Here is a 21,212-nt window from a genome sequence, read left to right as displayed (position 1 = left end):
CGGCGTGCTCGTTTGTGGGCGTCGCCCCTAACCTCCCCGTCTTTTTTTCCCTCCCCCCCCGCGGGGGGGCCGGGGCCCCCCCCCGGGGGGGGGCCGCCCCCCCCCCCCCCCCCCCGCTTGCCTGGGTAAAGCGCCGTGACCGGTTAATGGCCATCCATTCCGGGCTCTGCTGCACCGCAGCAGCCCGCCCATCGGGCTGATTGATTTGTCCCCGCCGAATTCGCTAGCCTGAAACAACCGCCGCGTCATATCCGTATGACAGGCGCGGGCGTATCGTACCGCCTCATGCTGGCGAGAGGATGGGAATCGTGGCCGACGAGAATAAGACGCAGGAATCGCCTCACTTATCGGCCAACGTATCCGCCAAACGGCTGCCGCTGGTGGAAGAGGGGATCATGGAAACCCTGCTGCTGCCATTCTCCCCGCGCTTCATCGTCCTGACGATCTGCGCGGTGGTCACCGCGCTGCTGATCGGCATCGGCATCGCCGACCGCAAGATCTTCGACATCCTGCTGATCCCGATTCTGATCTTCGGCGCGTTGACGCTGCTGGGCGTCCGTGACCTCATGCAGAAGGGCCACGCCGTTCTGCGCAACTACCCGATCTCGGCGCATATCCGCTTCCTGCTCGAAGAAATTCGCCCGGAGATGCGGCAGTATTTCTTCGAGAGCGAGAAGGACGGCATGCCGTTCTCGCGCGACATTCGTGCGGTGGTCTATCAGCGCGCCAAGATGCAGCTCGACAAGCGTCCGTTCGGCACCCAGGAGGACGTCTACCGCGAGGGTTATGAGTGGATGCATCACTCGGTCTCGCCGAAGACGCATGCCGAGGAGAAATTCCGCGTCACCATCGGCGGACCGGATTGCGCCAAGCCGTATTCGGCTTCGGTGTTCAACATCTCCGCGATGAGTTTTGGCGCGCTCAGCCCGAACGCCGTGCGCGCGCTGAATGCCGGCGCCAAGAAGGGCGGCTTCGCGCACGACACCGGCGAGGGCGGCTTCAGCCCCTATCACGCGGAGATGGGCGGCGACATCATCTGGGAGATCGGTTCGGGCTATTTCGGCTGCCGCCATCTCGACGGCGCCTTCGATCCCGAAGCCTTCGCGCGCGTCGCGAGCCAGGACCAGATCAAGATGGTCGAGCTCAAGATCAGCCAGGGCGCCAAGCCCGGTCATGGCGGCGTGCTGCCGGCGGCGAAAGTCTCGGAGGAGATTTCCAAGATCCGCGGCGTCGCGATGGGTGAGGATTGTATCTCGCCGGCCTCGCATCGCGCCTTCTCGACACCTGTCGGCATGATGCAGTTCATCGGCGAGATGCGAAAGCTCGCCGGCGGCAAGCCGACCGGCTTCAAGCTGTGCATCGGCCATCCCTGGGAATTTTTGGCGATCTGCAAGGCAATGATAGAGACCGGCATCTATCCTGACTTCATCGTGGTCGACGGCAACGAGGGCGGCACCGGCGCCGCGCCGCTCGAGTTCATGGACCATTTGGGCATGCCGATGCGGGAGGGCGTCAATTTCGTCCACAACGCTCTGATAGGCATCAACGCACGCGACCGCATCAAGATCGGCGCCTCCGGCAAGATCGCCACCGCGTTCGACATGGCACGTGCCATGTCGATCGGCGCGGACTACTGCAATTCGGCGCGCGGCTTCATGTTCTCGCTCGGCTGCATCCAGTCGCTGAGCTGCCACACCGACCGTTGCCCGACCGGCGTCGCGACGCAGGACCCGACGCGTGCGCGTGCGCTCTATGTGCCGCTCAAGATCGACCGCGTGCACAATTACCACCTTGCGACGCTGCACTCGCTGACCGAGCTGATCGCCGCGGCCGGTCTCGAACATCCGCAGCAGCTGCGCCCGATCCATTTCTCGCAGCGCACCTCGACGACGGACGTGAAATCGTTCGCGCAGCTTTATCCGTCGCTGCGTCCGGGCGAACTGCTCGAAGGCACCGAAGACCCGCGCTTCCGCGACGCCTGGCGTATGGCGCGGACAGAGACGTTCCAGCCGGCGCTGTAGGCGCCGGTCCACTTGCAAGGCCGCAGGCCCCGCGCGCAAAAGCATCGCAACGAGGGCTGCGTTTAACGTTTGGTTCAACTTTGGGTGTAGATTGTCGCCATGGATGAGCGGCGCGACAAGGCAAGGCATCGCGTGCTGAAGGCCGGAACGATCGAGTTCGGCGGCGGCGGCGCGATCGACTGCACCATCCGCAACCTGTCCGATACCGGCGCCGCGCTCGACGTCAGCAGTCCCGTCGGCATCCCCGACCATTTCAGCCTGTTCGTCCAGGCCGACGGAACACATCTCGCCTGCACCGTGATCTGGCGCAAGGAAAAGCGGATCGGGGTGAGGTTCGGGTGAGGGCCAGCGCAACAAATTCCACTGTCGTCCCGGCGAAGGCCGGGACCCATACCGCGTGATTTATCGATAGTGCGCAGACGGCAGCACCGCGCAACTCTCAATCTTCGCCAAACTCAATTGTGTGGTTATGGGTCCCGGCTTTCGCCGGGACGACGTGTTGAGAGTATCGCGAGCGCGCGCTCATCCCGTCTCTACTTCACCCAGCCGGCTTGCGAGAATCTTGTCGATCCTCCGTCCGTCGAGATCGACCACCTCGATGTGCCAGCCGCCGAAGTCGAAGGCGTCGCCGACATCAGGCAGCACGTTGAATTGTTGCAGCACGAGGCCGGCGACGGTGTTGTAGCGGTGTGGCGGCAGTTCGATGCCGAGCAGTTCGCCGAACTCGTCGACCGGCATCCAGCCCGAGACCAGCAGCGAATCGTCCGCGCGCTTGACATAGGCCGGTTCCGGCGGGCCTTCCTCGGAATGGAAGGCGCCGACGATCGATTCCAGAATGTCAGCCGTCGTCACGATGCCTTCGAAGGCGCCGTATTCGTCGTAGACGAGGCCGACATGCACCGGCGCAGCCTTGAGGATCGCCAGCACGTCGCGGGCATCGGCCGAGGCGGGAATGCCGGGCGCCTCCCGAACCAGCACGCGCAAATCCGGCGTGCGCTCGTTCATGAAGGCGACCAGCAGGTCCTTGGCCTGGAGCACGCCGATCGGCTTGTCGCGGTCGCCGTCGGAGACGGGAAAGCGCGAATGCGGACTCTTGGCGATGGTCGCTTGAATGCTCTCCGGCGTATCGTTCAGGTCGATCTCGTTGACCTCGGTGCGCGGCGTCATGATCGCGCCGACCGGCCGGTCGCCGAGCCGCATCACGCCCGCGATCATCTCCTTTTCACCTGACTCGAGCACGCCCGCGCTTTCGGCCTCGCTGACGAGATGATGGATCTCGTCTTCCGACACCTTCTCTTCGGACTTGCCGCCGTGGCCGAGCAGCGTGAGGATCAGCTTGCCGGAGAGATCGAGCAGGAAGACCAGCGGCAGCGAGACCTTCGCAAGCACGTGCATCGCGGGTGCAACCCTGACCGCGATGCTCTCGGGGTCGCGCAGCGCCACCTGCTTCGGCACCAGCTCGCCGACGATCAGGGTGGCGTAGGTGATGAGCGTGACGACCAGGCCCACTCCGACGATGTCGGCAATTCCTGCGGACAGGCCGAGCTCGAGCAGCCATTGCGTCAGCCGCTGTCCGAGCGTCGCGCCCGAGAACGCGCCGGAGAGGACGCCGACTAGCGTGATCCCGATCTGCACCGTCGAGAGGAATTTGCCGGGATCGGCCGCGAGCGTCAGCGCCCGCTCGGCGCCGCGGACGCCCTTTGCGGCGAGCATCGACAGCCGGGCCGGGCGTGACGAGACCACGGCCAGCTCGGACATGGACAGCAAGCCGTTGATGACGATCAGGACGACGACGATGGCGAGTTCGGCGGAAAGCATTGATGTTCCGAGGTAAGGGAGTGTGGCGCGGATGGCGGCACAGGCCTTGATATAGGTATTCGAGAGAGAAATGCCGACGATTCTGTCGCATCCGGCATCGCCAGGGAACTTCGGCGACACCGTCCGGAAGGCACTCGAAGCCCAAGACCCCGCGGAACTACGGGCATGCCGTTGCTTAACGGGCTCTTAGCGGCAACCGGCTAAGTTTTCGGCATTTGCAGGAATGTATTCGGGGGATCAGATGCGGATCGGGAAGCTCTTTGCGCTGTCGATGCTGACGGTGACGGTGTTTGCAGTCATCCTCGGCGCCGAGGTGCTGATACCCCAGGCGCGTATCTTCGCGAACCGCTCCGACGCGATCAAGACGGTCGACGCCTTTGGTGCGACCCTGATGGTCAGTCAGCAGATTGCTAGCCTTCGTGCCCCCTACATTTCCCCGATCTTCCAAGAGAACGCTGCGACGCAGGTCCAGATCGAAGCCGCCGCGAAGGCCGCGAAAGCAGTCGATGCCGCATTCGGGGGGGCAAGGCGCGCCATCATGGTGCTGGATGATTCCGGCGCGATGATCGAAAACCTGGACCGTACCGCGCGGCGGCTCAAGGACATCATCACGGGGGCAGATCGCGCGATGAGCGTGCCGCTGGCGACACGCGACAGCGCTGTGATCAAAGGCTTCCTTCCGGGCGTTGCCGAGGTCATCGGCAATATCGAGCCCATCATGAACGGGCTCGAAGCCAAGGTCATCAATGCCGATTCCTCGCTTGCGGCGCTGTTGAGCCTGGCGCGAACGGCGCAGGACCTGCGCGTCTCGGCCGGCAGCCGCGCCGCCACGCTGTCGCCGGCGCTGAGCGCACGCCGCCCGCTCACGTCGACCGAATTCTCGCTGATGGATCGTATGCAGGGGCGCGTCGATGCCGACCGCGAGCGCATCGCGGCCGGCATCGACCAGCTCGGAAGTCCGCCCCGCATCGCCACCGCGCTGAAAGCGGCGACGGATTCATATTTCGGAAAAGCAGCGCTCGTCGTGGACAAGGAGATGCCTGCGGCACGTGGCGACGGCAAGTACGGCATCAACGCCGAAGAGCTGGCCAATGTCATCGTACCCGCCATCCAGATGTTCTACGGCGTGCGCGATGCTGCGCTGGCCGAAGCGGCCGAGCGTGCCTCGGCCGCGCGCGACGGCGCGCTGGCGATGTTCGCGCTCGCGGGCGTGGCGGTGCTGGCTCTGCTGGGGACGCTCGGTGGCGTGACCATGATGCTGCGCCGGCGCGTGGTGACGCCGCTGAGCCGGCTCGCGGACGTGATCGCAACGCTTGCCGCCGGACAGCACGAGGTCGAGATTCCCGTGACCGGCCGCAATGACGAGATCAGCCAGGTGGCGGGCTCGCTCCAGCACTTCAAGGACTCGCTCTCCGCCAAGAAGGCCGCCGACGAGGCCGCCGCGGTCGAAGCCGAGGCAAAACTCCGGCGCAGCCAGCGCATGGACCAGATCGCGCGCGATTTCGAAGCGTTGATCGGCGACGTCATCAACACGGTGTCGTCGGCATCGTCGGAGCTGGAAGTGTCGGCGGGAACGCTGACGAGCACCGCCGATCAATCGGAAAAGGTCACCGCGACGGTCGCGGCCGCCTCCGAGCAGGCCTCCAGCAACGTGCAGACCGTCGCCGCGGCTGCGGAGGAAATGGCGTCCTCGGTCGACGAGATCAGCCGGCAGGTCCAGGACTCCGCGCGCGTGGCCAGCGAAGCGGTGCAGCAGGCCGCGCGGACCAACGACTATGTCGGCGAGCTCGCCAAGGCGGCCGGCCGGATCGGCGACGTGGTCGAGCTCATCAGCCAGATCGCGGGCCAGACCAATCTTCTGGCGCTCAATGCAACGATCGAGGCCGCGCGCGCCGGCGAGGCCGGGCGCGGCTTCGCCGTGGTCGCCTCCGAGGTCAAGGCGCTGGCCGAGCAGACCGCCAAGGCCACCGGCGAGATCAGCCAGCAGATCACGGGAATCCAGAGCGCGACGGAAGATTCGGTCGGCGCCATCAAGTCGATCAGCGACACCATCACCCGCATGTCCGAGATCGCATCGGCGATCGCTTCCGCGGTCGAGGAGCAGGGCGCGGCGACGCGGGAGATTTCCCGCAACGTGCAGCAGGCGGCACGCGGCACCCAGCAGGTCTCCGCCAGCATCGTCGACGTGCAGCGCGGCGCGAGCCAGACCGGATCGGCCTCCTCCACCGTGCTTGCGTCAGCGAAGTCGCTGTCCGGCGAGAGCAGCCGCCTCAAGGTCGAAGTCGGGAAGTTCCTGGACGCGATCCGGGCCGCCTAAGAAGGTCATTGTGGAGGGAAGCGGCTTCACCTAGGCTCGCACCACCGGGGATGTCGCAGCCTCCCCGTGAAGTGGTGATCCCACGCAAGCGCTGCTCGCTGACGTTTGGAGCGAGCAATGGACGGGATCGCAGTCGAACTACCGCTTTTTCTGTTGGCCACCTTCGCCGGCGCGTTCGTCGCCGGCCTCTCCGGCTTTGCCTTCGGCCTCGTTGCGGCATCGCTGTGGCTTTACGTGCTGACGCCGCTTCAGAGCGCCAGCCTGATCGTCGGCTTCGGCCTCCTGGTGCAGGGCTACTCGGTCTGGAAGCTGCGCAGCGCGCTCGACTGGCGCCGGCTATGGCCCTTTATGATCGGTGCCGTCGTGGGCGTGCCGGTCGGCGTGTCACTCCTGACTTCGGCCGATCCCAAGACCGTCCGCATCGCACTTGGAGCGATCCTGATCGTCTACAGCCTCTATGCGTTCTTCAGGCCAAAGCTCAAGGTCGCGACCATCGTGCCGCCGGCCGCCGACATGACCATTGGTTTCGTCAACGGCCTGCTCGGCGGGCTGACTGGCCTTGCCGGCATCATCGTCACCATCTGGTGCAATCTGCGCGGTCTGCCCAAGGACGTCCAGCGCGCCACGTTCCAGCCCGTCGCCGTCGTGGTGTTCGCCACGGCGGCACTCTTCCTGGGTGCCAAGGGAGCGCTGACGTTCGAGACCGCAAAGCTGTTCGCGCTCGGTCTGCCGTTTCTCTTTGCGGGAACGTGGCTCGGGCTGAAACTGTTCGGCCGCATCGACGAGGCCACGTTCCGCAAGATCGTGCTTGCGCTGCTGTTCGTCTCGGGCGTCGCGCTGTTGTTCTGAGCAGCGCTCAGAACTCGCCGTGCAGCCGTCCCGAGAATACCGACACCGGGCCGCGATCAGCATTGTAGGCGGGGTTGACGATCAGCTGGTAGTCGGCGGTGAGGGTGAGACTCTTGTTCAGCGCGTAGGCGTAATAGGTTTCGAGGATGCGCTCGCGGCGATAGTTGAGCGCGCCATCGCCGATGAGAACACCGAGGCCGCCGGCGGCCAGGAAGTCGCGATAATCCTGCGAGATGGCATTGATGGCGCCACCGACGCCGATCACGTCATCGGGTCGGCCCCATTTCGTGCCCTTGATCGACAATCCCGCGGACAGGCTGCGGTGAATGTCGGTGAAGGCCAGCGTCTCGGTCTTGCCGTCGTTCCAGCTCCAACGCCCGAACAGACCGACATCCTCGGTGATCGCCTGCTCGAGGTTGAGCACGTAGCCATACTTCAGACGGCCGCGCCGGGTCTGCGCGATGTCGAGGTTGAGCGCAGGATTGTTCAGCGTCTCGCGGAAGCTGCCCATGTTGGCGCTGTCGAGCCAGCCTATGGTCCTGAGCTTGCCGGGCTGGCCAAGCAGCGAGAAGCGCGTTTCGAGCTCGAGCACGTACTGGCCGCGCTCGCCGACCCTGGTGTCGAAATGATTCGAATTGGACTCGGCGACCATCAGGAAGTAGCCGCCGCGCAACGCCCACTGCTTCTGGTTCAGCTCGGCGGTGACGCCGTAGGTGAGGCCAACCTTGTCGGCGGAATAGTCGAAGGCGCCTGGCGCCCACAGCGACCAGTTCATGAAGTCCTTGCGGGTGTCCTTGGCGTAGGCGTTGCCATCGAACACGTCGATCACCGGGAATTTGCCGGCCTGCACCGTGAGCCTGGAAACATCGACCTTCTGCCCGAGCTGCAACTGGCCGCTCGCGAGCTCTTCCTGCTCGCCGCCAAAGCCGAACGTCTGGCGCACGAACAGGCGCGAGGTGTTGTAATGCGGATAGGGAAAGTTCGACTTCTGCGCTTCGCCATTCGGGAAGCCGGCGGCACCGACGGTGTCGTTCAATCCAAATCCCTGCAGCAGTTCGGGATTGTAATAGACCTCGCCGCCGTCCCACAGCTTTGCGTTCAGGAACAGGCTGTTGCTCCAGGTCGCCTTGGCCTGCCGTGATGGCGAGAGCGAATTCGGCCCGGTGTAGAGGGCGGGGAACGAGGGGTAGCCTTGCGGCAGATACGTGCTCTGGCCGTGGATCTCCCAGCGATCCGATTCCGTGTCGATCAGCGAGCCAATCCCCGAACTCTTGGGATTGTAGCTCGGCATGCCCGGCCAATCGACCTTTCGGTTGAGGCCGAGCCGGACCGACTGGAAGTCGAGCGATGACGAATTGTACTGTGCGCCGGTGGAGAAGGCGACATTGGCGCCGTCGAAGCGGCTGTAGAGATATTCGACCCGTGCGCTCCAATGCGGTGCGAAACCGTATTCGATGCCGGCACCCGCGATCCAGCCGGGCCGCGTGTTCAGGATTTTCGGGACTGCTTCGCCTGTGGCCGGCGTGTCGAAATAGCGCTCGCCCATCCATGCAAAGCCGCCGGTGGCGTAGACCAGCCAGGGACCGCTGGTGTAGCCGACGCGGCCGCGCAGGCTCGCGGTGTAGTCCCATTGCTGCGTGACGGTGTTGGCGGGTGTCGCCAGAAAGGAAACGATCGAGTTGGAGGTGATGTAGTTCGGAAACGAAAAATCGCCTTCGACGCCGACCAGCCAGCCGGAATTGAGCCGGTAATTGTAGCCGGCCTGCACGCCGCCGATCATGCCGCTGAAGACGCCGCTGTCGTTGATCCCGGTGCCGTCGTTCAGCGCAAAGCGCGACGAGCCGAGGCTGTAGCCGGCATGCGCGCCGATATAGAGGCCGGTCCAGTCATAGACGGCCTTCAGCGCCGGTGCCTTCAGCGGCAGATCAGCCGCGCGGCTGCTGGCGGGCAAAGCCAAGACGCCCGAGGCAATCGCCGCGGCCGTCCGCAAATACCTGTAACGGTGACCCCTCAACGTCAAAACGCACGCCCCCAAAGCGAGTGTGTCCACTCGCCGCACTATCCCTGCCGATTCGCGGCGACCCTGTCATCAGGATTAGGTGCTCCGCGAGCGAACGAGATGATCTCGATCCGGCGCGACTTCTTCCCAAGCCCCTGAACCTGTTGCGAACGTTATTGCGATTAATTCGCAATAGCAACTAGTGCAGATTGCCGCAGGGGATGGTTCGCACCGCTGTGTGACGGGACTGCAACAACTTCCCGAGGCGCTAAAACGGTTGACCCCGCCCGGGGGGACATCCGGGCGGGGTCGGGGGCACGACACGGGGTGGATGAGGCGCCCGTGTCGGACGCAGGATCCACGTGAGATCGGCCTCAGGCACTCAAATCAGAAGCAGGTACGAACGCGGCCAACGTACTGGCCAAAGGCGTTGTACTGGGCGGCCCAGCCGCAGCGGTGATAGCCGTTGTAATAGGGGTCGTTGCTGGCGGCGATCGCGGAGCCGACGACGGCGGCGGTAGCGATGCCCAGGCCGACGCCGACGCCCCAGCCGAGCGGCTTGGCTTGCGCCTGCGAGGTGGTGGCGACGACGCTGCCAGTCAGGGTGAGCGCGGTGAGGGCAACTGCAAAAATCTTGGTCTTGATCGACATGTGAAACTCCATCCGGGTTGAGGCGGTCCGTTGTGGCCCGCGTACCGAGTTGGACGGAGGCTCCGCGCGTCCGGTTCGAAACCGGCAAAAGCGGAGGTCGAGTCTGGCTCTTTCCCGAATGTTTCCAGGAGGATAGGCGCTAACCGAGAGGGCCTTTGGCGAGCCTGTTCACGTCGAAGTTATCAACCTCGGCAAGCAGCTCGCAAAAAGCGCGGGCGCCCTGGTCGATCAGCCGCTCGCCTTTCGCGGCGACGGCTAGCGTCGCATTGCCGATAGCGCCACTTGGGTTGAGATCCTGGGCCTGCCAGGCGAACGGTGCGGGTCGCTGCGTCGACAGCCAGCGATATTGTTGCTCCATCGCGATGCTGCTCGCGGGAAAATCCGCGATCGCATCCATGCGCACCTGATCGGGATAGCGGGCCAGCATGATTGAGGTCTCGACTGCACCGCCGTGGATGCCGTGCCGTACTTCGTCGGCCGGGAACAGCTGGTCCGCGCCCGACAGCCGCGACCACGACGTGGTCACCACGAACAGCTTCTGATGCGCGCGAAGATCTTGCGCGATCAGCATCATGGCCGCGCTGTTGCCGCCATGGCTGGTGATGATGACGAGCTTCTTCAATCCGCGGCGCGCGACGTCTTCGCCGATCGCGTTCCATTTTTTCAACGCGATGTCGGTCGGCAGCGTCTGCGTGCCCGGATAGTCGATATGCTCGGTGGAAATCCCGATCGGTTCAACGGGCAGGAAACTGGCCGGAGCGCTCCCGGGCAGGAGCTCGCGCACCCGCGCCAGATAGGCGTCGGCGATCAGCACGTCAGTCTCGAGCGGCAGATGCGGGCCGTGCTGCTCGGTCGCCGCCAGCGGCAGCACTGCGATCCAGCGCGACACCTCGGCGGGGCTGGCATCGGCCCAGCGGATCTCGGTCCAGTCGCGGGAAGGCGTCATCAAGGTTTCTTTGCCCGAATTTGTCACGTAATTTGGGTTATCAGGGGACGCGGGCCAGGTCGGCTCGCGTCCCTGAATGTCTTGCGGTTTTATCGCGTTGCTTGGACATCGGCTAGAAGCGATCGACGGAGTCCCATCATGAGCCCTTCTCATCTGCGGCGAGCCTTAACGGCGGGCCTGATGGCCGCTTTGGTCTCGGTCGTTCCGGCGCGCGCCGAAACCCTGGACAAGGTCATGTTCGGCACCAATTGGGTCGCCGAGGCCGAGCATGGCGGCTTCTTCCAGGCGGTCGCAGACGGCACCTACAAGAAATATGGGCTGGACGTCACCATCGTCCCCGGCGGGCCCAACGAGAACAACCGGATGCTGCTGATCGCCGGCAAGATCGATTTCTTCATGGCAGCGAACACGCTGATGTCGTTCGACGCGGTCGCCAACAACGTCCCGGTCGTCACGATCGCCGCGGTCTTCCAGAAGGATCCGCAGGTGATGCTGACGCAGCCCGATGCCAAGGTCGCCAAGATCGAGGATCTCAAGCCGCTGACGCTGTTCGTCTCCAAGGAGGGCATGACCAGCTATTTCCAGTGGCTCAAATCCGAATACGGTTTCAGCGAGAAGAACGTTCGCCCCTATAATTTCAATCCGCAGCCCTTCATCGCCAATCCCAAGAGCGCGATGCAAGGCTACGTCACCTCCGAGCCCTTCGCGGTCGAGAAGGCCGCCGGCTTCAAGCCCAACGTGTTGCTGCTCGCCGATTACGGCTTCAACACCTATTCGACCCTGATCGAGAGCCGCCGCGACGTGGTCGAGAAGAAGCCCGACCTGGTGCAGCGCTTCGTCGATGCCTCCATGGTCGGTTGGTACAATTACATCTACCGCGACAATTCCGCGGGCAACGCCATGATCAAGAAGCTCAATCCGGAAATGACCGACGAGCTGCTCGCCTATTCCGTCGCCAAGATGAAGGAATACGGCATCGTTGATTCCGGCGATTCGCTGAAGAACGGCATCGGCGCGATGAGCGACGAGCGCTACACCTCCTTCTTCAACAAGATGGTGAAGGCGGGCGTGGTAAAGGCAGACCTCGATTTCCGCAAATCCTATACGCTGCGCTTCGTCAACAAGGGCGTCGGCGCCGAGCTGCGCCCGAGCAAGCCGTAGCGCAAGGCCGATGTCATCAGTCCAAACGTCGGCGGGGGTCGAGGCCGGCCTGACGGCCCTGGCTGTCAGCCTGCGCGGCGTGACGAAGACCTATGACAACGGCGTGCTGGCGCTCGGCCCGCTCGATCTTGCGGTGCGCAAGGGCGAGTTCATCTCGCTGCTGGGCCCCTCAGGCTGCGGCAAATCCACCGCGCTGCGGTTGATTGCCGAGCTCAGCGCGCCGTCGTCCGGAATCGTGAGGCTGGCGCGTCGCGAGGGCAAGGTGCAGCCAAGTCTTGTTCAACCAGGTCATGGCATCGGCTTCGTGTTTCAGGAACCGACCCTGATGCCCTGGACCAGCGTGCGCGAGAACGTGCGATTGCCGCTGAAGCTCGCAGGCGTTCCGAAGGCGGAAGCGCGCGCGCGTGCCGACGAGGCGCTGGCAAGCGTCGGGCTTGCCGATTTCGCCGACGCCTTTCCGCGCGAGCTCTCCGGCGGCATGAAGATGCGGGTGTCGCTGGCGCGCGCGCTCGTCACCGACCCTGATATCCTCCTGATGGACGAGCCGTTCGCGGCGCTCGACGAAATCACGCGCTTCCGCCTCAACGACGATCTGCTCGCGCTGTGGCGCAGGCTCGGCAAGACCGTCATCTTCGTCACGCATTCGGTGTTCGAATCCGTCTATCTGTCGCAGCGCGTGGTGGTCATGACGGCGCGGCCGGGCCGCATCCAGGCCGACTTCCGCATCGAGACGGTCGAGCCGCGTGGCGAGGAGTTTCGCACTTCAGTCGCCTATTCCGATTATTGCCGGAAAGTGTCGGCGGCGCTGGCGCCGTCCTATGCGGGGCAGTCGACGCTATGAACGCGCAAGCTTCCGTCACTGCGAAGCCGTCCGGCGCAAAACGCGCGGTGCGCTTCGTGCTGCCGGTCATCGTGTTCGCGGCGGGACTTCTCGCCTGGGAGCTCGTGGTCCGCATCAAGGACATCCCGCCTTACGTGCTGCCGGCGCCCTCCGTCATATTCGTGACACTGATCAAGGATTGGTCGGTGCTGTCACAATCGCTCGCCGCGACGCTGCTGACCACGCTTGAAGGTTTTGTCGCGGCCAGTATCGGCGGCATCGCGCTGGCGCTGCTGTTCAACCAGTCCAAATGGGTGGAAGCATCGCTGTTCCCCTATGCCGTGGTGCTTCAGGTCACGCCTGTCATCGCGATCGCGCCGCTGCTGCTGATCTATCTGGAGCAGCAGACCGCGGTCGTGGTCTGCGCCTTCATCGTCGCCTTTTTCCCGGTGCTGTCGAACACCACGCTCGGGCTCAATTCGGTCGATCGCAACCTCGCGGGCCTGTTCCAGCTCTATGGCGCCTCGCCGCAGCAGACCCTGCGCTTTCTCAAGCTGCCGGCGGCGCTGCCTTATATTCTCGGCGGCCTGCGCATTGCCGGCGGCCTGTCGCTGATCGGCGCGGTCGTGGCCGAGATCGCGGCGGGAACGGCCGGGGCCGGCTCCGGGCTCGCCTACAGGATCGCAGAATCCGGCTACCGCTTGAACATACCCCGCATGTTCGCAGCGCTGCTGCTGTTGTCGCTGGCCGGGATTGTCATCTATGGGGTGCTGGCGCTAGTTTCCCACCTCGTTTTACGGCGCTGGCACGAGAGCGCGCTTGGAAAGGACAACTGATGACCACCGGTTCGATTTCGTCCGAAAAGATCGACCTCCTGATTTATGGGCCGGTCCGGCCGATCCTCGAGAACGGGTTTTCCGATCATTTCGTCGTGCACAAGGCGGAGACGTGGGGGGATCTCGAGCGGCTGACGCCGGCAATCCGCGAAAAGATCCGCGGCGTGGCGGTGACCTATCACACCGTGCGCGCCGACAAGAATTCGCTGTCGCAATTGCCCAAGATCGAGATGGTGGCGAGCTTCGGCGTCGGCTACGACCACGTCGATGCCAAATACGCCGCCGAGCACAACATCATCGTCACCAATACGCCCGACGTGCTGACCGAGGAGGTCGCCGACGTCGCGATGGGCCTTCTGATCTCCACCGTGCGTGAGTTCATCAAGGCCGACCGATATGTGCGCTCCGGACTCTGGCAGACCCAGAACTATCCGCTCAGCGTCGGCTCGCTGCGCGACCGCAAGGTCGGCATCGTCGGCATGGGCCGGATCGGACAGGCGATCGCACGGCGGCTCGATGCCTCGCTGGTGCCGGTGGTCTATCACACCCGCAATCCGTCCAAGGACGTCGCCTACAAGCATTACCCCGACCTGATCGACATGGCGAAGGCAGTGGACACGCTGATGGTGATCGTGCCCGGTGGCGCCAGCACCAACAAGATGATCAACGCCGAGGTGCTGAAGGCGCTCGGCCCGCGCGGTGTGCTGGTCAACGTCGCGCGCGGCTCGGTGATCGACGAACCGGCGCTGGTCCAGGCGCTCAAGTCCGGCACCATTCTTGCCGCCGGCCTCGATGTGTTCGCGGCCGAGCCGAACGTGCCGGACGAGCTCAAGACCATGCAGAACGTCGTGCTGCTGCCGCATATCGGCTCGGCCTCGGTGGTGACGCGCAACGCGATGGATCAGCTCGTGGTCGACAATCTCAAGTCCTGGTTCTCAGGCAAGGCGCCATTGACGCCGGTTGCGGAAACGCCGTTTAGGGGACGCTGATGGGAGGTCTTCGGGTCCTAGCATCTGTGATCGCGGCATGCGTTGCCGCGATCGGCATCGCGCAGGCGCAGGATACGACGACCCTGAAGAAGGAGATGCCCGGGCAGTGGGAGCTCTCGACCACTGAGCGCAGCAAGACCTGCGTCGTCACGCTCAAGGCGGACGCCGCCGCTCAAGGCTTCAAGCTCGAGCTGGAGCCGGCCTGCAAGGCCGCGCTGCCTTTCACCAAGGACATCGTCGCCTGGAGCGTCAGGGGTCTCGACATCGTCCGCTTGCAGGATTCGAGTGGTGAAGCCGTGATCGACTTCACCGAGGTCGAGGCCGGCATCTTCGAGGGCCTGCGGCAGGGCGAGGGCGTCTACATCCTGCAGGACCTTGCCGCCGCCCGCTCGATGGCAAAGTCGATGGACCAGATGATCGGCGACTGGTCGATCGTGCGCGGCAACGGCCAGCCGGTCTGCGGGCTGACGCTGACCAACACGGAAGCCGGGCCGGACAATTTCCAGGTCTTCCTCAAGCCGAAATGCGATCCAGCCATCGCGCAGTTCAACCCGACGCAATGGCGGCTCGACCGCGGCCAGATCATCCTGCTGTCGAAGGCCGGTGAGGCCTGGCAGTTCGAGGCCGACGACAACGCGCAATGGCGGCGCGTCCCCGATACCGCCGAGCCCCTGATCATGCTGCGTCAGTAGCGTTCGCCCGGCCTCGCAATTTTCCCGTTGCTGATGTCGATCCGGCGCCGGCTGGATCGTCATCCCAATAGCGAGCTGATTTCGCGGCCGAACTGGCCGCGTCTCGCCTCAACAGGAGTTTTGCATGCGCTTCATGTACATCGTTACTTCTCCGAAGCCCCTGGCAGGGCCGTCCCCGGCGCTGGCGGAGGCGATGCAAAGGATTTCCGAACGGGAGATCAAGGCCGGCCGGATGCTCGATAATGGCGGCCTGATGCCGCTTGCGACCGGCGCGCGGGTGTATGTCGCTGACGGCGAGCTCAGCGTCATCGACGGCCCGTTCGTGGAGGCCAAGGAGGTGATCGGCGGCTATGCCATTTTCGAATTGCGCGACAAGGACGAGGCCCTGGCGATGGCCAAGGAATTCATGCAGTTGCACCTCGACCACATGCCGGGCTGGGAAGGCACCTGCGAATTGCGGGCATTCGCGACGCCGGGCGTGGACGTGGCCTGTGAGGTCAACGCGCGTGCAGGGGTCGCCGCCCACGCCTGATGGACAACTCCGCTCGTCTCCTTCGGCGGCGATGACGGCCGCCGACACCGACATCGATCGTGTCATCCGCGCCACTTGGCGCGTCATGCAGCCGCGGCTGATAGCCACGCTGTCGCGGATGCTGCGCGACGTGCCGCTGGCGGAAGAGCTGACCCAGGACGCGCTGGTTGCGGCTCTGGAATCCTGGCCCATCGTCGGCGTGCCCGAAAATCCCGGCGCCTGGCTCATGACCGCTGCCAGGCGCCGCGCGCTTGATCATTTGCGCCGCGGCAAGATGCTCGCGGAGAAGCACGACATGCTGGCGCGGGACATGTTGCAGGAGCAGGCGACCGTGCCGGATTTCGATGCCGCGCTCGACGACGACATCGGCGACGAATTGTTGCGGCTGATCTTCACGGCCTGTCATCCGATCCTGTCGCGCGAAGCCCGCGCGGCGCTGGCGCTACGCATGATCTGCGGCTTGACCACATCGGAGATTGCGCGCGCCTACCTCGTGCCGGAAGCAACGATCTCGCAGCGCATCGTCCGCGCCAAGCGAACGCTGTCGGAATCCGGCCTCGCCTACGAGACCCCGAGCGGCGAAGCTCTGTCGGAGCGTCTCGCCTCGGTGCTGGAGGTTGTCTATCTGATCTTCAACGAGGGCTATCTCGCGGCGCGGGGAGAGGAATGGTTGCGGCCGCAGCTCTGTGACGAGGCGTTGCGCATGGGCCGGGTGCTCGTCGGTCTGGCGCCGGACGAGCCGGAAGTTCACGGCCTCATCGCCCTGATGGACCTGAATGCTTCGCGTGCGCGTGCGCGCACCGATGCGAATGGTGATCCCATTCTGCTGATGGACCAGGATCGCACGCTCTGGGATCAATTGCAGATCCGTCACGGCCTGCGGTCGCTCGAACGTGCCTGCGAGCTCGGCGGCGCCGGAGGATTTTACGCGCTTCAGGCCGCCATCGCGGCGTGTCATGCCACGGCGGCGGATTCTGCTGCAGGCACGGACTGGCGGCGCATCGCGCAGCTCTATGCCGCGTTGGCGCTTCTGGTGCGCTCGCCAGTCATCGAGCTCAATCGCGCGGTCGCGGTCGGCATGGCGGAGGGACCGCAAGCCGGGCTCGACGTGCTGGACGCAATCGCCGTCGAGCCGGCGCTGACGGCCTATCATCATCTGCCGGCGGTTCGCGGCGACTTCCTGCAAAAGCTCGGGCATCTCGCAGAGGCGCTGCTGGCGTTCGAGGCTGCCGCTACTCTTGCGACCAATGGGCGTGAGCGCGCGCTGATGCAGCGTCGCGCCGCGGCGCTGCGCGACCAGTGTCTCTAGGTCGTCGGCCTGGGCGGCGGCGCGGTGCCTTGGGCCCACTTCTCCATCTTGCCGAGTATGCCCCAGGCCGTGAGCGCCAGCGAGATCGGCATCGCGAACTGGCCGAGGCCCGGCACCGCCGACACGAGCGTCCCGAGCAACCCGGCTATGCCTCCCGCGTTGGGGCTCGCCGTCACCGACGAGAGCAGCGCCGTGATAAGCGAGCCGCCGATGCCGAGCGCAGTCTTCTTGCCGTCGAGCATCTTGCCGATGGTATCGCCGAGCGCGCCATTGACCTGGCCGAGGACAGGCTTGCCGTCCCGGTTGAGCAAGGTGCCGAGCAGGTCGACGACCTGCTTCAACTGGTCGACGGGAGCGGTGCTGGTCGGGGTGAGGGGGCCTGGCATGGGGGCTGTCTTGTTGACGAGGGAGAAGAGCCGTTCGAACAGGCTGATCGGATCATTGGTGGCGGGCAGTGTATTGCCCGATGTAGTCGTTGCCGGCGTCACACCGCCGACCGGCGGCCGCAGCAATTGCGCGAGGTCCTCGAGCCGCTTCATGATCCGGGACACATCGCCGGTCGGTCCGGTGGGGGCCGACTGCGTCGCGCGCGTGAGGGCGGCGACCGTGGCGCCGTCGAGAAGTCCGGTATCTCTCAGGCCGTTCTGCTGCTGAAATTGCGAGACCGCGGTTCTGGTCTTCGGTCCGCTGATGCCGTCCTCGGCGAGCGGCGGATTGGCGCCGAGCTTGTTGAGCGCCTGCTGCATGAGAACGATCGTCGACGCCGCGTCGTCTTCCGGCTCCGCGCGGCTCGCGAATTGCGGGCTGTCGTCGAGGGTGATCGAGGAATCCAGCGACATCATGGCATGCAGGATTACCGCGGTGCCGAGCTGGGAATCGACGTGGTTCGAATCGAACACGTGATCGCGAACGAATTTGCCGGCCCTTGCCTCGGGCGGGCCATACAGCGTCGAACCGCCATAGAGATAGGGCGAATTGCAGCCCTTGGCGTGATAGCCGAAGCCGTTGAACGCTTCGAGCCGGAACAGAATCCGCGCGATCCCCCAGTCGTGAGCGCCGACGAAATTCTCGATCCTGAAGGCGTCTACGGCGCCGTCCACGAACGTGGCAAACGGACCGCGCCCCTTCGGAACGAGCGCCGTCACGCGATGAAGCGTTTCGCCGTTGCCGAGATAGGTGTCGAAATCGAAATTGGACTCGCGGTAATGGCAGAGGGCAGCGAAATGCCAGGGGACGCCGGTCAACCGTTCGATCTGCTGATAGGTCGCCTTGCCGTTGATGGCCTTGCGCGCGACCGCATTCGCGTCGGACAGGCGCGAAGGCCGGATCTCGAGATTGGACCAATTGCGCTCGTATTCGCTTTTCAAACTCTCGAATGAAATCATTTTCCGCTCCCACAATGAATGAACTATCGCAACTCCGCGTCAGACGAAGTGAACCAGGTGCCGTGATCAGGGCGTGAGGCCAGCGTGATCTCCCGCAAGTCTGGCAGGCCGCCGCGGCGCCGCGTGTGAAGTGGGTTACAACCTCGCCGGGAAATGAGCGGCAGGACCGGGATCAGGGCGGCCGCCCGCGAGGGAACCGGCAGGGCCGCTGCCCCGTTAGCGACGCGAGACAGTCCGGCAAGGAGCCCTGCATGACCACGCGCGTCCTCGCGATCGGCATCGAACCCGGCAATGCGGACTACAGCGCATTCCCGCAGCTCACGCCGGAGCTCATGCGCAACTATATCGATGCGCAGCTGCTGCGCCTGCGCGATCTCGGTTACGAGGTCACGAGTTGCCTGATCGATCTCGATGCCGCGGCGGAAGCCGCCGTCACGGCGGCGTTGCGCGAGGAGAATTTCGACTGCATCGTGATCGGCGCGGGGCTGCGCGAGCCGAAGGAGCGCCTGCTGCTGTTCGAGAAGGTGCTCAACCTCGTCCACCGCCTGGCGCCGGATGCGGCGATCTGCTTCAACACCACGCCGGCCGACACCGCCGAGGCCGTGCAGCGCTGGGTCGATGCATGAGATGAAGCATCCGGCCGCGCGGCGCACGCGGCATGGCCTGAGCCGCCTTCGAGCCGAGCCTCCGACGCCATCGCGAGACGTGCCGGGTCCCGGCATGGTGATTTTTCTGGTCCGAATCCGGTTGCGGCGCTATGACTCGTCTGACCACAGGGGAGGGCGAGCATGCTTCGAGGTCTTCGCATTGGAAGTTTCGCTATCGCGGCATGTCTGGCGGTCGTAATCGCGATGCCGGCTCATGAGGCGGCGGCGCAGGACGCAATTGGCGGTGCCATCCTCGGCGGCGTCGGTGGAGCGATCGTGGGTGGCGCCATCGGCGGAGGCCGCGGAGCCGCCATCGGCGCTGTCGTCGGTGCCGGCACGGGCGCCGCGATCGCCTCCGAGGGCGAACGCCGCCGCTCCGGCTATTACGCCTATCAGCGCGGCTGCTACATGCAGCGCCGGGACGGCTCCTATGTCCCGGTCGATCCGCGATATTGTTACTAGATCAACCGCATCCCGCGCAAACTCGCATGCCCGCTCTTGCCCACGATGATGTGGTCGTGGACGGCGATGCCGAGCGGCTTGGCGATGTCGATGATCGCCTTGGTCATCTGGATGTCGGCCTGCGAGGGCGAGGGATCGCCTGAGGGGTGGTTGTGCACCAGGATCAGCGCGGTCGCGGATAATTCCAACGCGCGCTTGATCACCTCGCGCGGATAGACCGGGGTGTGATCGACGGTGCCGGTCTGCTGCACCTCGTCGGCGATGAGCTGGTTGCGCTTGTCGAGGAACAGCAGGCGAAACTGCTCCTTCTCGGCAAACGCCATGCTGGTGCGGCAATAGTCGATCACCTCGTTCCAGGACGACAGCGCGTTGCGGCTGTTGACCCCGCCCTTGGCGACGCGGTGCGCCGCCGCCGCGAGCAGCTTGAGCTGGTGGATCGCGGATTCGCCGACGCCGTCCACCTCGCGCAGGCGCGCCACCGGCGCGTGCACGACCTCGGCAAACGAGCCAAAGGTCTTGATCAGCGACTTCGCCAGCGGCTTGGTGTCACGCCGCGGCAGCGCCGGAAACAGCGCCATCTCCAGCAGCTCGTAGTCGCTGAGCGCGTCCGCACCCGCGCTGTAGAAGCGCTCGCGCAGCCGTTCGCGATGGCCGAGATAGTGCGGCGTGTCTTCGGGCTTGCTCTTGTCGTGGTCGGGCTTGGCCGGCATCGGCCGCCAGCATTGCCGCGGGTAACCGTTTTTGCAACCGTCAATTGCGCCTGCGGCGCGCTGGTCCCAACAGCTGACCCAGAAGATGGTGGCTCAGCCTATCGGCTTCTTGGCGCTGTGCGCCGGCGGGGACACCGTAATCGCCACGACGCCGACGAGAATGAGCGCCATGCCGGCAAGGCTGGACCAGGTGAAGTGCTCGCCGAGCCATACGGTGCCGAGCGCCACGGCAAAGCCCGCACGCAGGTAGCTCCCACTGGTCGTGCCAAGCGGGCCGAGCACGCGGATCAAGCGGAAGTAGATCACCATCGCAAGGGCCGTACAGACAATCGCGAGCGTGATGACCGCTGCGATCGCGCTCGCGGGCGGTGGCGGGAGGGTCCAGGGCCGTTCGATGGCGGTGGCCGCGGGCAGCATCAGCGCTGCGGCGCAACTCATGGCGCCGGCCGCGGTGACGATTGCGGGCAGGCCCGAGAAGCGTTGTCCCCATATCGGTGCCAGCGCGTAGCAGAGGCTCGCGCACAGCACGGCCGCCTGCGCCAGCGGTGCCGTCGTGCCGATCCCTGAGAGCGCGTCGGCACCCATGGTCACCGCGACGCCCGCAAGGCCGAGGGCGACGCCGATGATCTTCCGGCTACTCATGGTCTGCCGCCCGAGCCGGGTCATCAGCGCGATCGCGAGCACGAACATCGGCGGGGTCGCATTGAGCACGCCGGCAAGACCGCTTGCGATATGCATCTCGCCCCAACTGATCAGGGTGAACGGCAAGGCGCTTTGCAGCAGCCCTTGCACGAAGAAAGCCGCCCATACCGATCCACGGCCGGGAAGGGCGTGTCCCTGCGCGCGAGCGACCGCAATCAGGAGAATGGCCGCGATCGTCACACGCGCGGCAACCATCGTGAAGGGCGGGATCGTCGGGATCGCGACCTTGATCAGCGTGAACGAGCTGCCCCAGATCAGCGAGAGCAGCAGCAGAAGCCCGATATCGAGCGCGAGAGTGGTTTGTTCTGTCGTGTGTTGCGCCTGCGGGCTCATGCGAATCTGCTCCGGGATGGACCGGGACCATGA

At 64.9% G+C, this 21,212-nt stretch carries 20 protein-coding genes; 13 read left to right on the top strand and 7 right to left on the bottom strand.

What is annotated here, in order from left to right; genetic code table 11:
• Positions 1–299 precede the first annotated feature (299 nt).
• Together AC0L30_RS23935 and AC0L30_RS23930 are read left to right on the top strand one after the other, a co-directional pair.
• Positions 300–2,021: an FMN-binding glutamate synthase family protein gene (locus AC0L30_RS23935; protein WP_198288258.1), complete on the top strand. Its 1,722-nt coding sequence runs from the start codon at positions 300–302 to the stop codon at positions 2,019–2,021.
• Positions 2,022–2,120: 99 nt separating this feature from the next.
• Positions 2,121–2,363, top strand: a complete 243-nt coding sequence (locus AC0L30_RS23930; protein WP_007597823.1) for a PilZ domain-containing protein — start codon at positions 2,121–2,123, stop codon at positions 2,361–2,363.
• Positions 2,364–2,543: 180 nt separating this feature from the next.
• On the opposite strand, the gene AC0L30_RS23925 is transcribed toward AC0L30_RS23930, so the two are convergent.
• A complete protein-coding gene (locus AC0L30_RS23925; RefSeq protein ID WP_007597821.1) occupies positions 2,544–3,839 on the bottom strand; it encodes a hemolysin family protein in 1,296 nt (431 codons plus the stop codon).
• A 241-nt stretch (positions 3,840–4,080) separates the two neighbouring features.
• Between AC0L30_RS23925 and AC0L30_RS23920 the strand changes: the two genes are divergently transcribed.
• Positions 4,081–6,156 carry a methyl-accepting chemotaxis protein gene (locus tag AC0L30_RS23920; protein ID WP_007597819.1) on the top strand — a complete coding sequence of 692 codons (2,076 nt, stop codon included), beginning with the start codon at positions 4,081–4,083 and terminating at the stop codon, positions 6,154–6,156.
• 117 nt (positions 6,157–6,273) lie between these two features.
• On the top strand, positions 6,274–7,005 hold the full coding sequence (locus tag AC0L30_RS23915; RefSeq protein WP_007597810.1) for a sulfite exporter TauE/SafE family protein: 732 nt from the start codon (positions 6,274–6,276) through the stop codon (positions 7,003–7,005).
• Positions 7,006–7,012: 7 nt separating this feature from the next.
• Here the strand turns inward: AC0L30_RS23915 and AC0L30_RS23910 are convergent, their stop codons facing one another.
• From AC0L30_RS23910 to AC0L30_RS23900, 3 genes are all read right to left on the bottom strand, one after another.
• The gene (locus tag AC0L30_RS23910; protein WP_035993773.1) at positions 7,013–8,995 is read right to left on the bottom strand and encodes a carbohydrate porin; all 1,983 of its coding nucleotides are present in this window, start codon (positions 8,993–8,995) and stop codon (positions 7,013–7,015) included.
• A 396-nt stretch (positions 8,996–9,391) separates the two neighbouring features.
• Positions 9,392–9,655 carry a hypothetical protein gene (locus AC0L30_RS23905; RefSeq protein WP_007597808.1) on the bottom strand — a complete coding sequence of 88 codons (264 nt, stop codon included), beginning with the start codon at positions 9,653–9,655 and terminating at the stop codon, positions 9,392–9,394.
• Between the two features lie 139 nt (positions 9,656–9,794).
• Positions 9,795–10,601 (bottom strand): creatininase family protein, encoded by an 807-nt coding sequence (locus AC0L30_RS23900; RefSeq protein ID WP_473405328.1) that lies wholly within the window; start codon positions 10,599–10,601, stop codon positions 9,795–9,797.
• 138 nt (positions 10,602–10,739) lie between these two features.
• Between AC0L30_RS23900 and AC0L30_RS23895 the strand changes: the two genes are divergently transcribed.
• From AC0L30_RS23895 to AC0L30_RS23865, 7 genes are all read left to right on the top strand, one after another.
• Positions 10,740–11,762 carry an ABC transporter substrate-binding protein gene (locus tag AC0L30_RS23895; protein ID WP_027565862.1) on the top strand — a complete coding sequence of 341 codons (1,023 nt, stop codon included), beginning with the start codon at positions 10,740–10,742 and terminating at the stop codon, positions 11,760–11,762.
• 10 nt (positions 11,763–11,772) lie between these two features.
• The gene (locus tag AC0L30_RS23890; protein ID WP_007597804.1) at positions 11,773–12,603 is read left to right on the top strand and encodes an ABC transporter ATP-binding protein; all 831 of its coding nucleotides are present in this window, start codon (positions 11,773–11,775) and stop codon (positions 12,601–12,603) included.
• Complete coding sequence (locus AC0L30_RS23885) at positions 12,600–13,418, top strand: ABC transporter permease (protein ID WP_007597800.1); 819 nt, start codon at positions 12,600–12,602, stop codon at positions 13,416–13,418. Before AC0L30_RS23890 ends, AC0L30_RS23885 begins: the two co-directional genes overlap by 4 nt.
• Positions 13,418–14,407, top strand: a complete 990-nt coding sequence (locus tag AC0L30_RS23880; protein ID WP_354200106.1) for a 2-hydroxyacid dehydrogenase — start codon at positions 13,418–13,420, stop codon at positions 14,405–14,407. The genes AC0L30_RS23885 and AC0L30_RS23880 overlap by 1 nt, the downstream gene beginning before the upstream one ends.
• Positions 14,407–15,099, top strand: coding sequence for an AprI/Inh family metalloprotease inhibitor (locus AC0L30_RS23875; protein WP_473405327.1), 693 nt, complete (start codon positions 14,407–14,409; stop codon positions 15,097–15,099). Before AC0L30_RS23880 ends, AC0L30_RS23875 begins: the two co-directional genes overlap by 1 nt.
• Before the next feature lie 124 nt (positions 15,100–15,223).
• Entirely contained in the window at positions 15,224–15,631 is a 408-nt protein-coding gene (locus tag AC0L30_RS23870) for a YciI family protein (protein ID WP_007597797.1), read from the top strand.
• A gap of 31 nt (positions 15,632–15,662) precedes the next feature.
• Entirely contained in the window at positions 15,663–16,940 is a 1,278-nt protein-coding gene (locus AC0L30_RS23865; protein WP_473405326.1) for an RNA polymerase sigma factor, read from the top strand.
• On the opposite strand, the gene AC0L30_RS23860 is transcribed toward AC0L30_RS23865, so the two are convergent.
• A complete protein-coding gene (locus AC0L30_RS23860) occupies positions 16,937–18,325 on the bottom strand; it encodes a peptidoglycan-binding protein (RefSeq protein WP_007597795.1) in 1,389 nt (462 codons plus the stop codon). The genes AC0L30_RS23865 and AC0L30_RS23860 overlap by 4 nt on opposite strands.
• 251 nt (positions 18,326–18,576) lie before the next feature.
• On the opposite strand from AC0L30_RS23860, the gene AC0L30_RS23855 reads away from it, so the two are divergent.
• Both AC0L30_RS23855 and AC0L30_RS23850 read left to right on the top strand, forming a co-directional pair.
• A complete protein-coding gene (locus AC0L30_RS23855; RefSeq protein ID WP_473405325.1) occupies positions 18,577–18,951 on the top strand; it encodes a hypothetical protein in 375 nt (124 codons plus the stop codon).
• 162 nt (positions 18,952–19,113) lie between these two features.
• Positions 19,114–19,434 (top strand): glycine zipper domain-containing protein, encoded by a 321-nt coding sequence (locus AC0L30_RS23850; protein WP_007597793.1) that lies wholly within the window; start codon positions 19,114–19,116, stop codon positions 19,432–19,434.
• On the opposite strand, the gene radC is transcribed toward AC0L30_RS23850, so the two are convergent.
• Both radC and AC0L30_RS23840 read right to left on the bottom strand, forming a co-directional pair.
• The gene (gene radC, locus AC0L30_RS23845; protein WP_473405324.1) at positions 19,431–20,144 is read right to left on the bottom strand and encodes a RadC family protein; all 714 of its coding nucleotides are present in this window, start codon (positions 20,142–20,144) and stop codon (positions 19,431–19,433) included. The two genes, AC0L30_RS23850 and radC, sit on opposite strands and share 4 nt — an antisense overlap.
• 93 nt (positions 20,145–20,237) lie before the next feature.
• On the bottom strand, positions 20,238–21,179 hold the full coding sequence (locus AC0L30_RS23840) for a DMT family transporter (RefSeq protein ID WP_473405323.1): 942 nt from the start codon (positions 21,177–21,179) through the stop codon (positions 20,238–20,240).
• Positions 21,180–21,212 lie beyond the last annotated feature (33 nt).

This window comes from Bradyrhizobium sp. MI1.11, from assembly GCF_055811255.1.
Note: the sequence above shows the minus strand (reverse complement) of the source record. Positions and strands in the feature narration are given on the sequence as shown.

Bases quoted from the DNA above. Each gene is read 5' to 3' on its own strand.
- AC0L30_RS23935 (WP_198288258.1), top strand. From the start codon at position 300: ATGGGAATCGTGGCCGACGAGAATAAGACGCAGGAATCGCCTCACTTA.
- AC0L30_RS23930 (WP_007597823.1), top strand. From the start codon at position 2,121: ATGGATGAGCGGCGCGACAAGGCAAGGCATCGCGTGCTGAAGGCCGGA.
- AC0L30_RS23925 (WP_007597821.1), bottom strand. From the start codon at position 3,839: ATGCTTTCCGCCGAACTCGCCATCGTCGTCGTCCTGATCGTCATCAAC.
- AC0L30_RS23920 (WP_007597819.1), top strand. From the start codon at position 4,081: ATGCGGATCGGGAAGCTCTTTGCGCTGTCGATGCTGACGGTGACGGTG.
- AC0L30_RS23915 (WP_007597810.1), top strand. From the start codon at position 6,274: ATGGACGGGATCGCAGTCGAACTACCGCTTTTTCTGTTGGCCACCTTC.
- AC0L30_RS23905 (WP_007597808.1), bottom strand. From the start codon at position 9,655: ATGTCGATCAAGACCAAGATTTTTGCAGTTGCCCTCACCGCGCTCACC.
- AC0L30_RS23900 (WP_473405328.1), bottom strand. From the start codon at position 10,601: ATGACGCCTTCCCGCGACTGGACCGAGATCCGCTGGGCCGATGCCAGC.
- AC0L30_RS23895 (WP_027565862.1), top strand. From the start codon at position 10,740: ATGAGCCCTTCTCATCTGCGGCGAGCCTTAACGGCGGGCCTGATGGCC.
- AC0L30_RS23890 (WP_007597804.1), top strand. From the start codon at position 11,773: ATGTCATCAGTCCAAACGTCGGCGGGGGTCGAGGCCGGCCTGACGGCC.
- AC0L30_RS23885 (WP_007597800.1), top strand. From the start codon at position 12,600: ATGAACGCGCAAGCTTCCGTCACTGCGAAGCCGTCCGGCGCAAAACGC.
- AC0L30_RS23880 (WP_354200106.1), top strand. From the start codon at position 13,418: ATGACCACCGGTTCGATTTCGTCCGAAAAGATCGACCTCCTGATTTAT.
- AC0L30_RS23875 (WP_473405327.1), top strand. From the start codon at position 14,407: ATGGGAGGTCTTCGGGTCCTAGCATCTGTGATCGCGGCATGCGTTGCC.
- AC0L30_RS23870 (WP_007597797.1), top strand. From the start codon at position 15,224: ATGCGCTTCATGTACATCGTTACTTCTCCGAAGCCCCTGGCAGGGCCG.
- AC0L30_RS23865 (WP_473405326.1), top strand. From the start codon at position 15,663: ATGACGGCCGCCGACACCGACATCGATCGTGTCATCCGCGCCACTTGG.
- AC0L30_RS23860 (WP_007597795.1), bottom strand. From the start codon at position 18,325: ATGATTTCATTCGAGAGTTTGAAAAGCGAATACGAGCGCAATTGGTCC.
- AC0L30_RS23855 (WP_473405325.1), top strand. From the start codon at position 18,577: ATGACCACGCGCGTCCTCGCGATCGGCATCGAACCCGGCAATGCGGAC.
- AC0L30_RS23850 (WP_007597793.1), top strand. From the start codon at position 19,114: ATGCTTCGAGGTCTTCGCATTGGAAGTTTCGCTATCGCGGCATGTCTG.
- radC (WP_473405324.1), bottom strand. From the start codon at position 20,144: ATGCCGGCCAAGCCCGACCACGACAAGAGCAAGCCCGAAGACACGCCG.
- AC0L30_RS23840 (WP_473405323.1), bottom strand. From the start codon at position 21,179: ATGAGCCCGCAGGCGCAACACACGACAGAACAAACCACTCTCGCGCTC.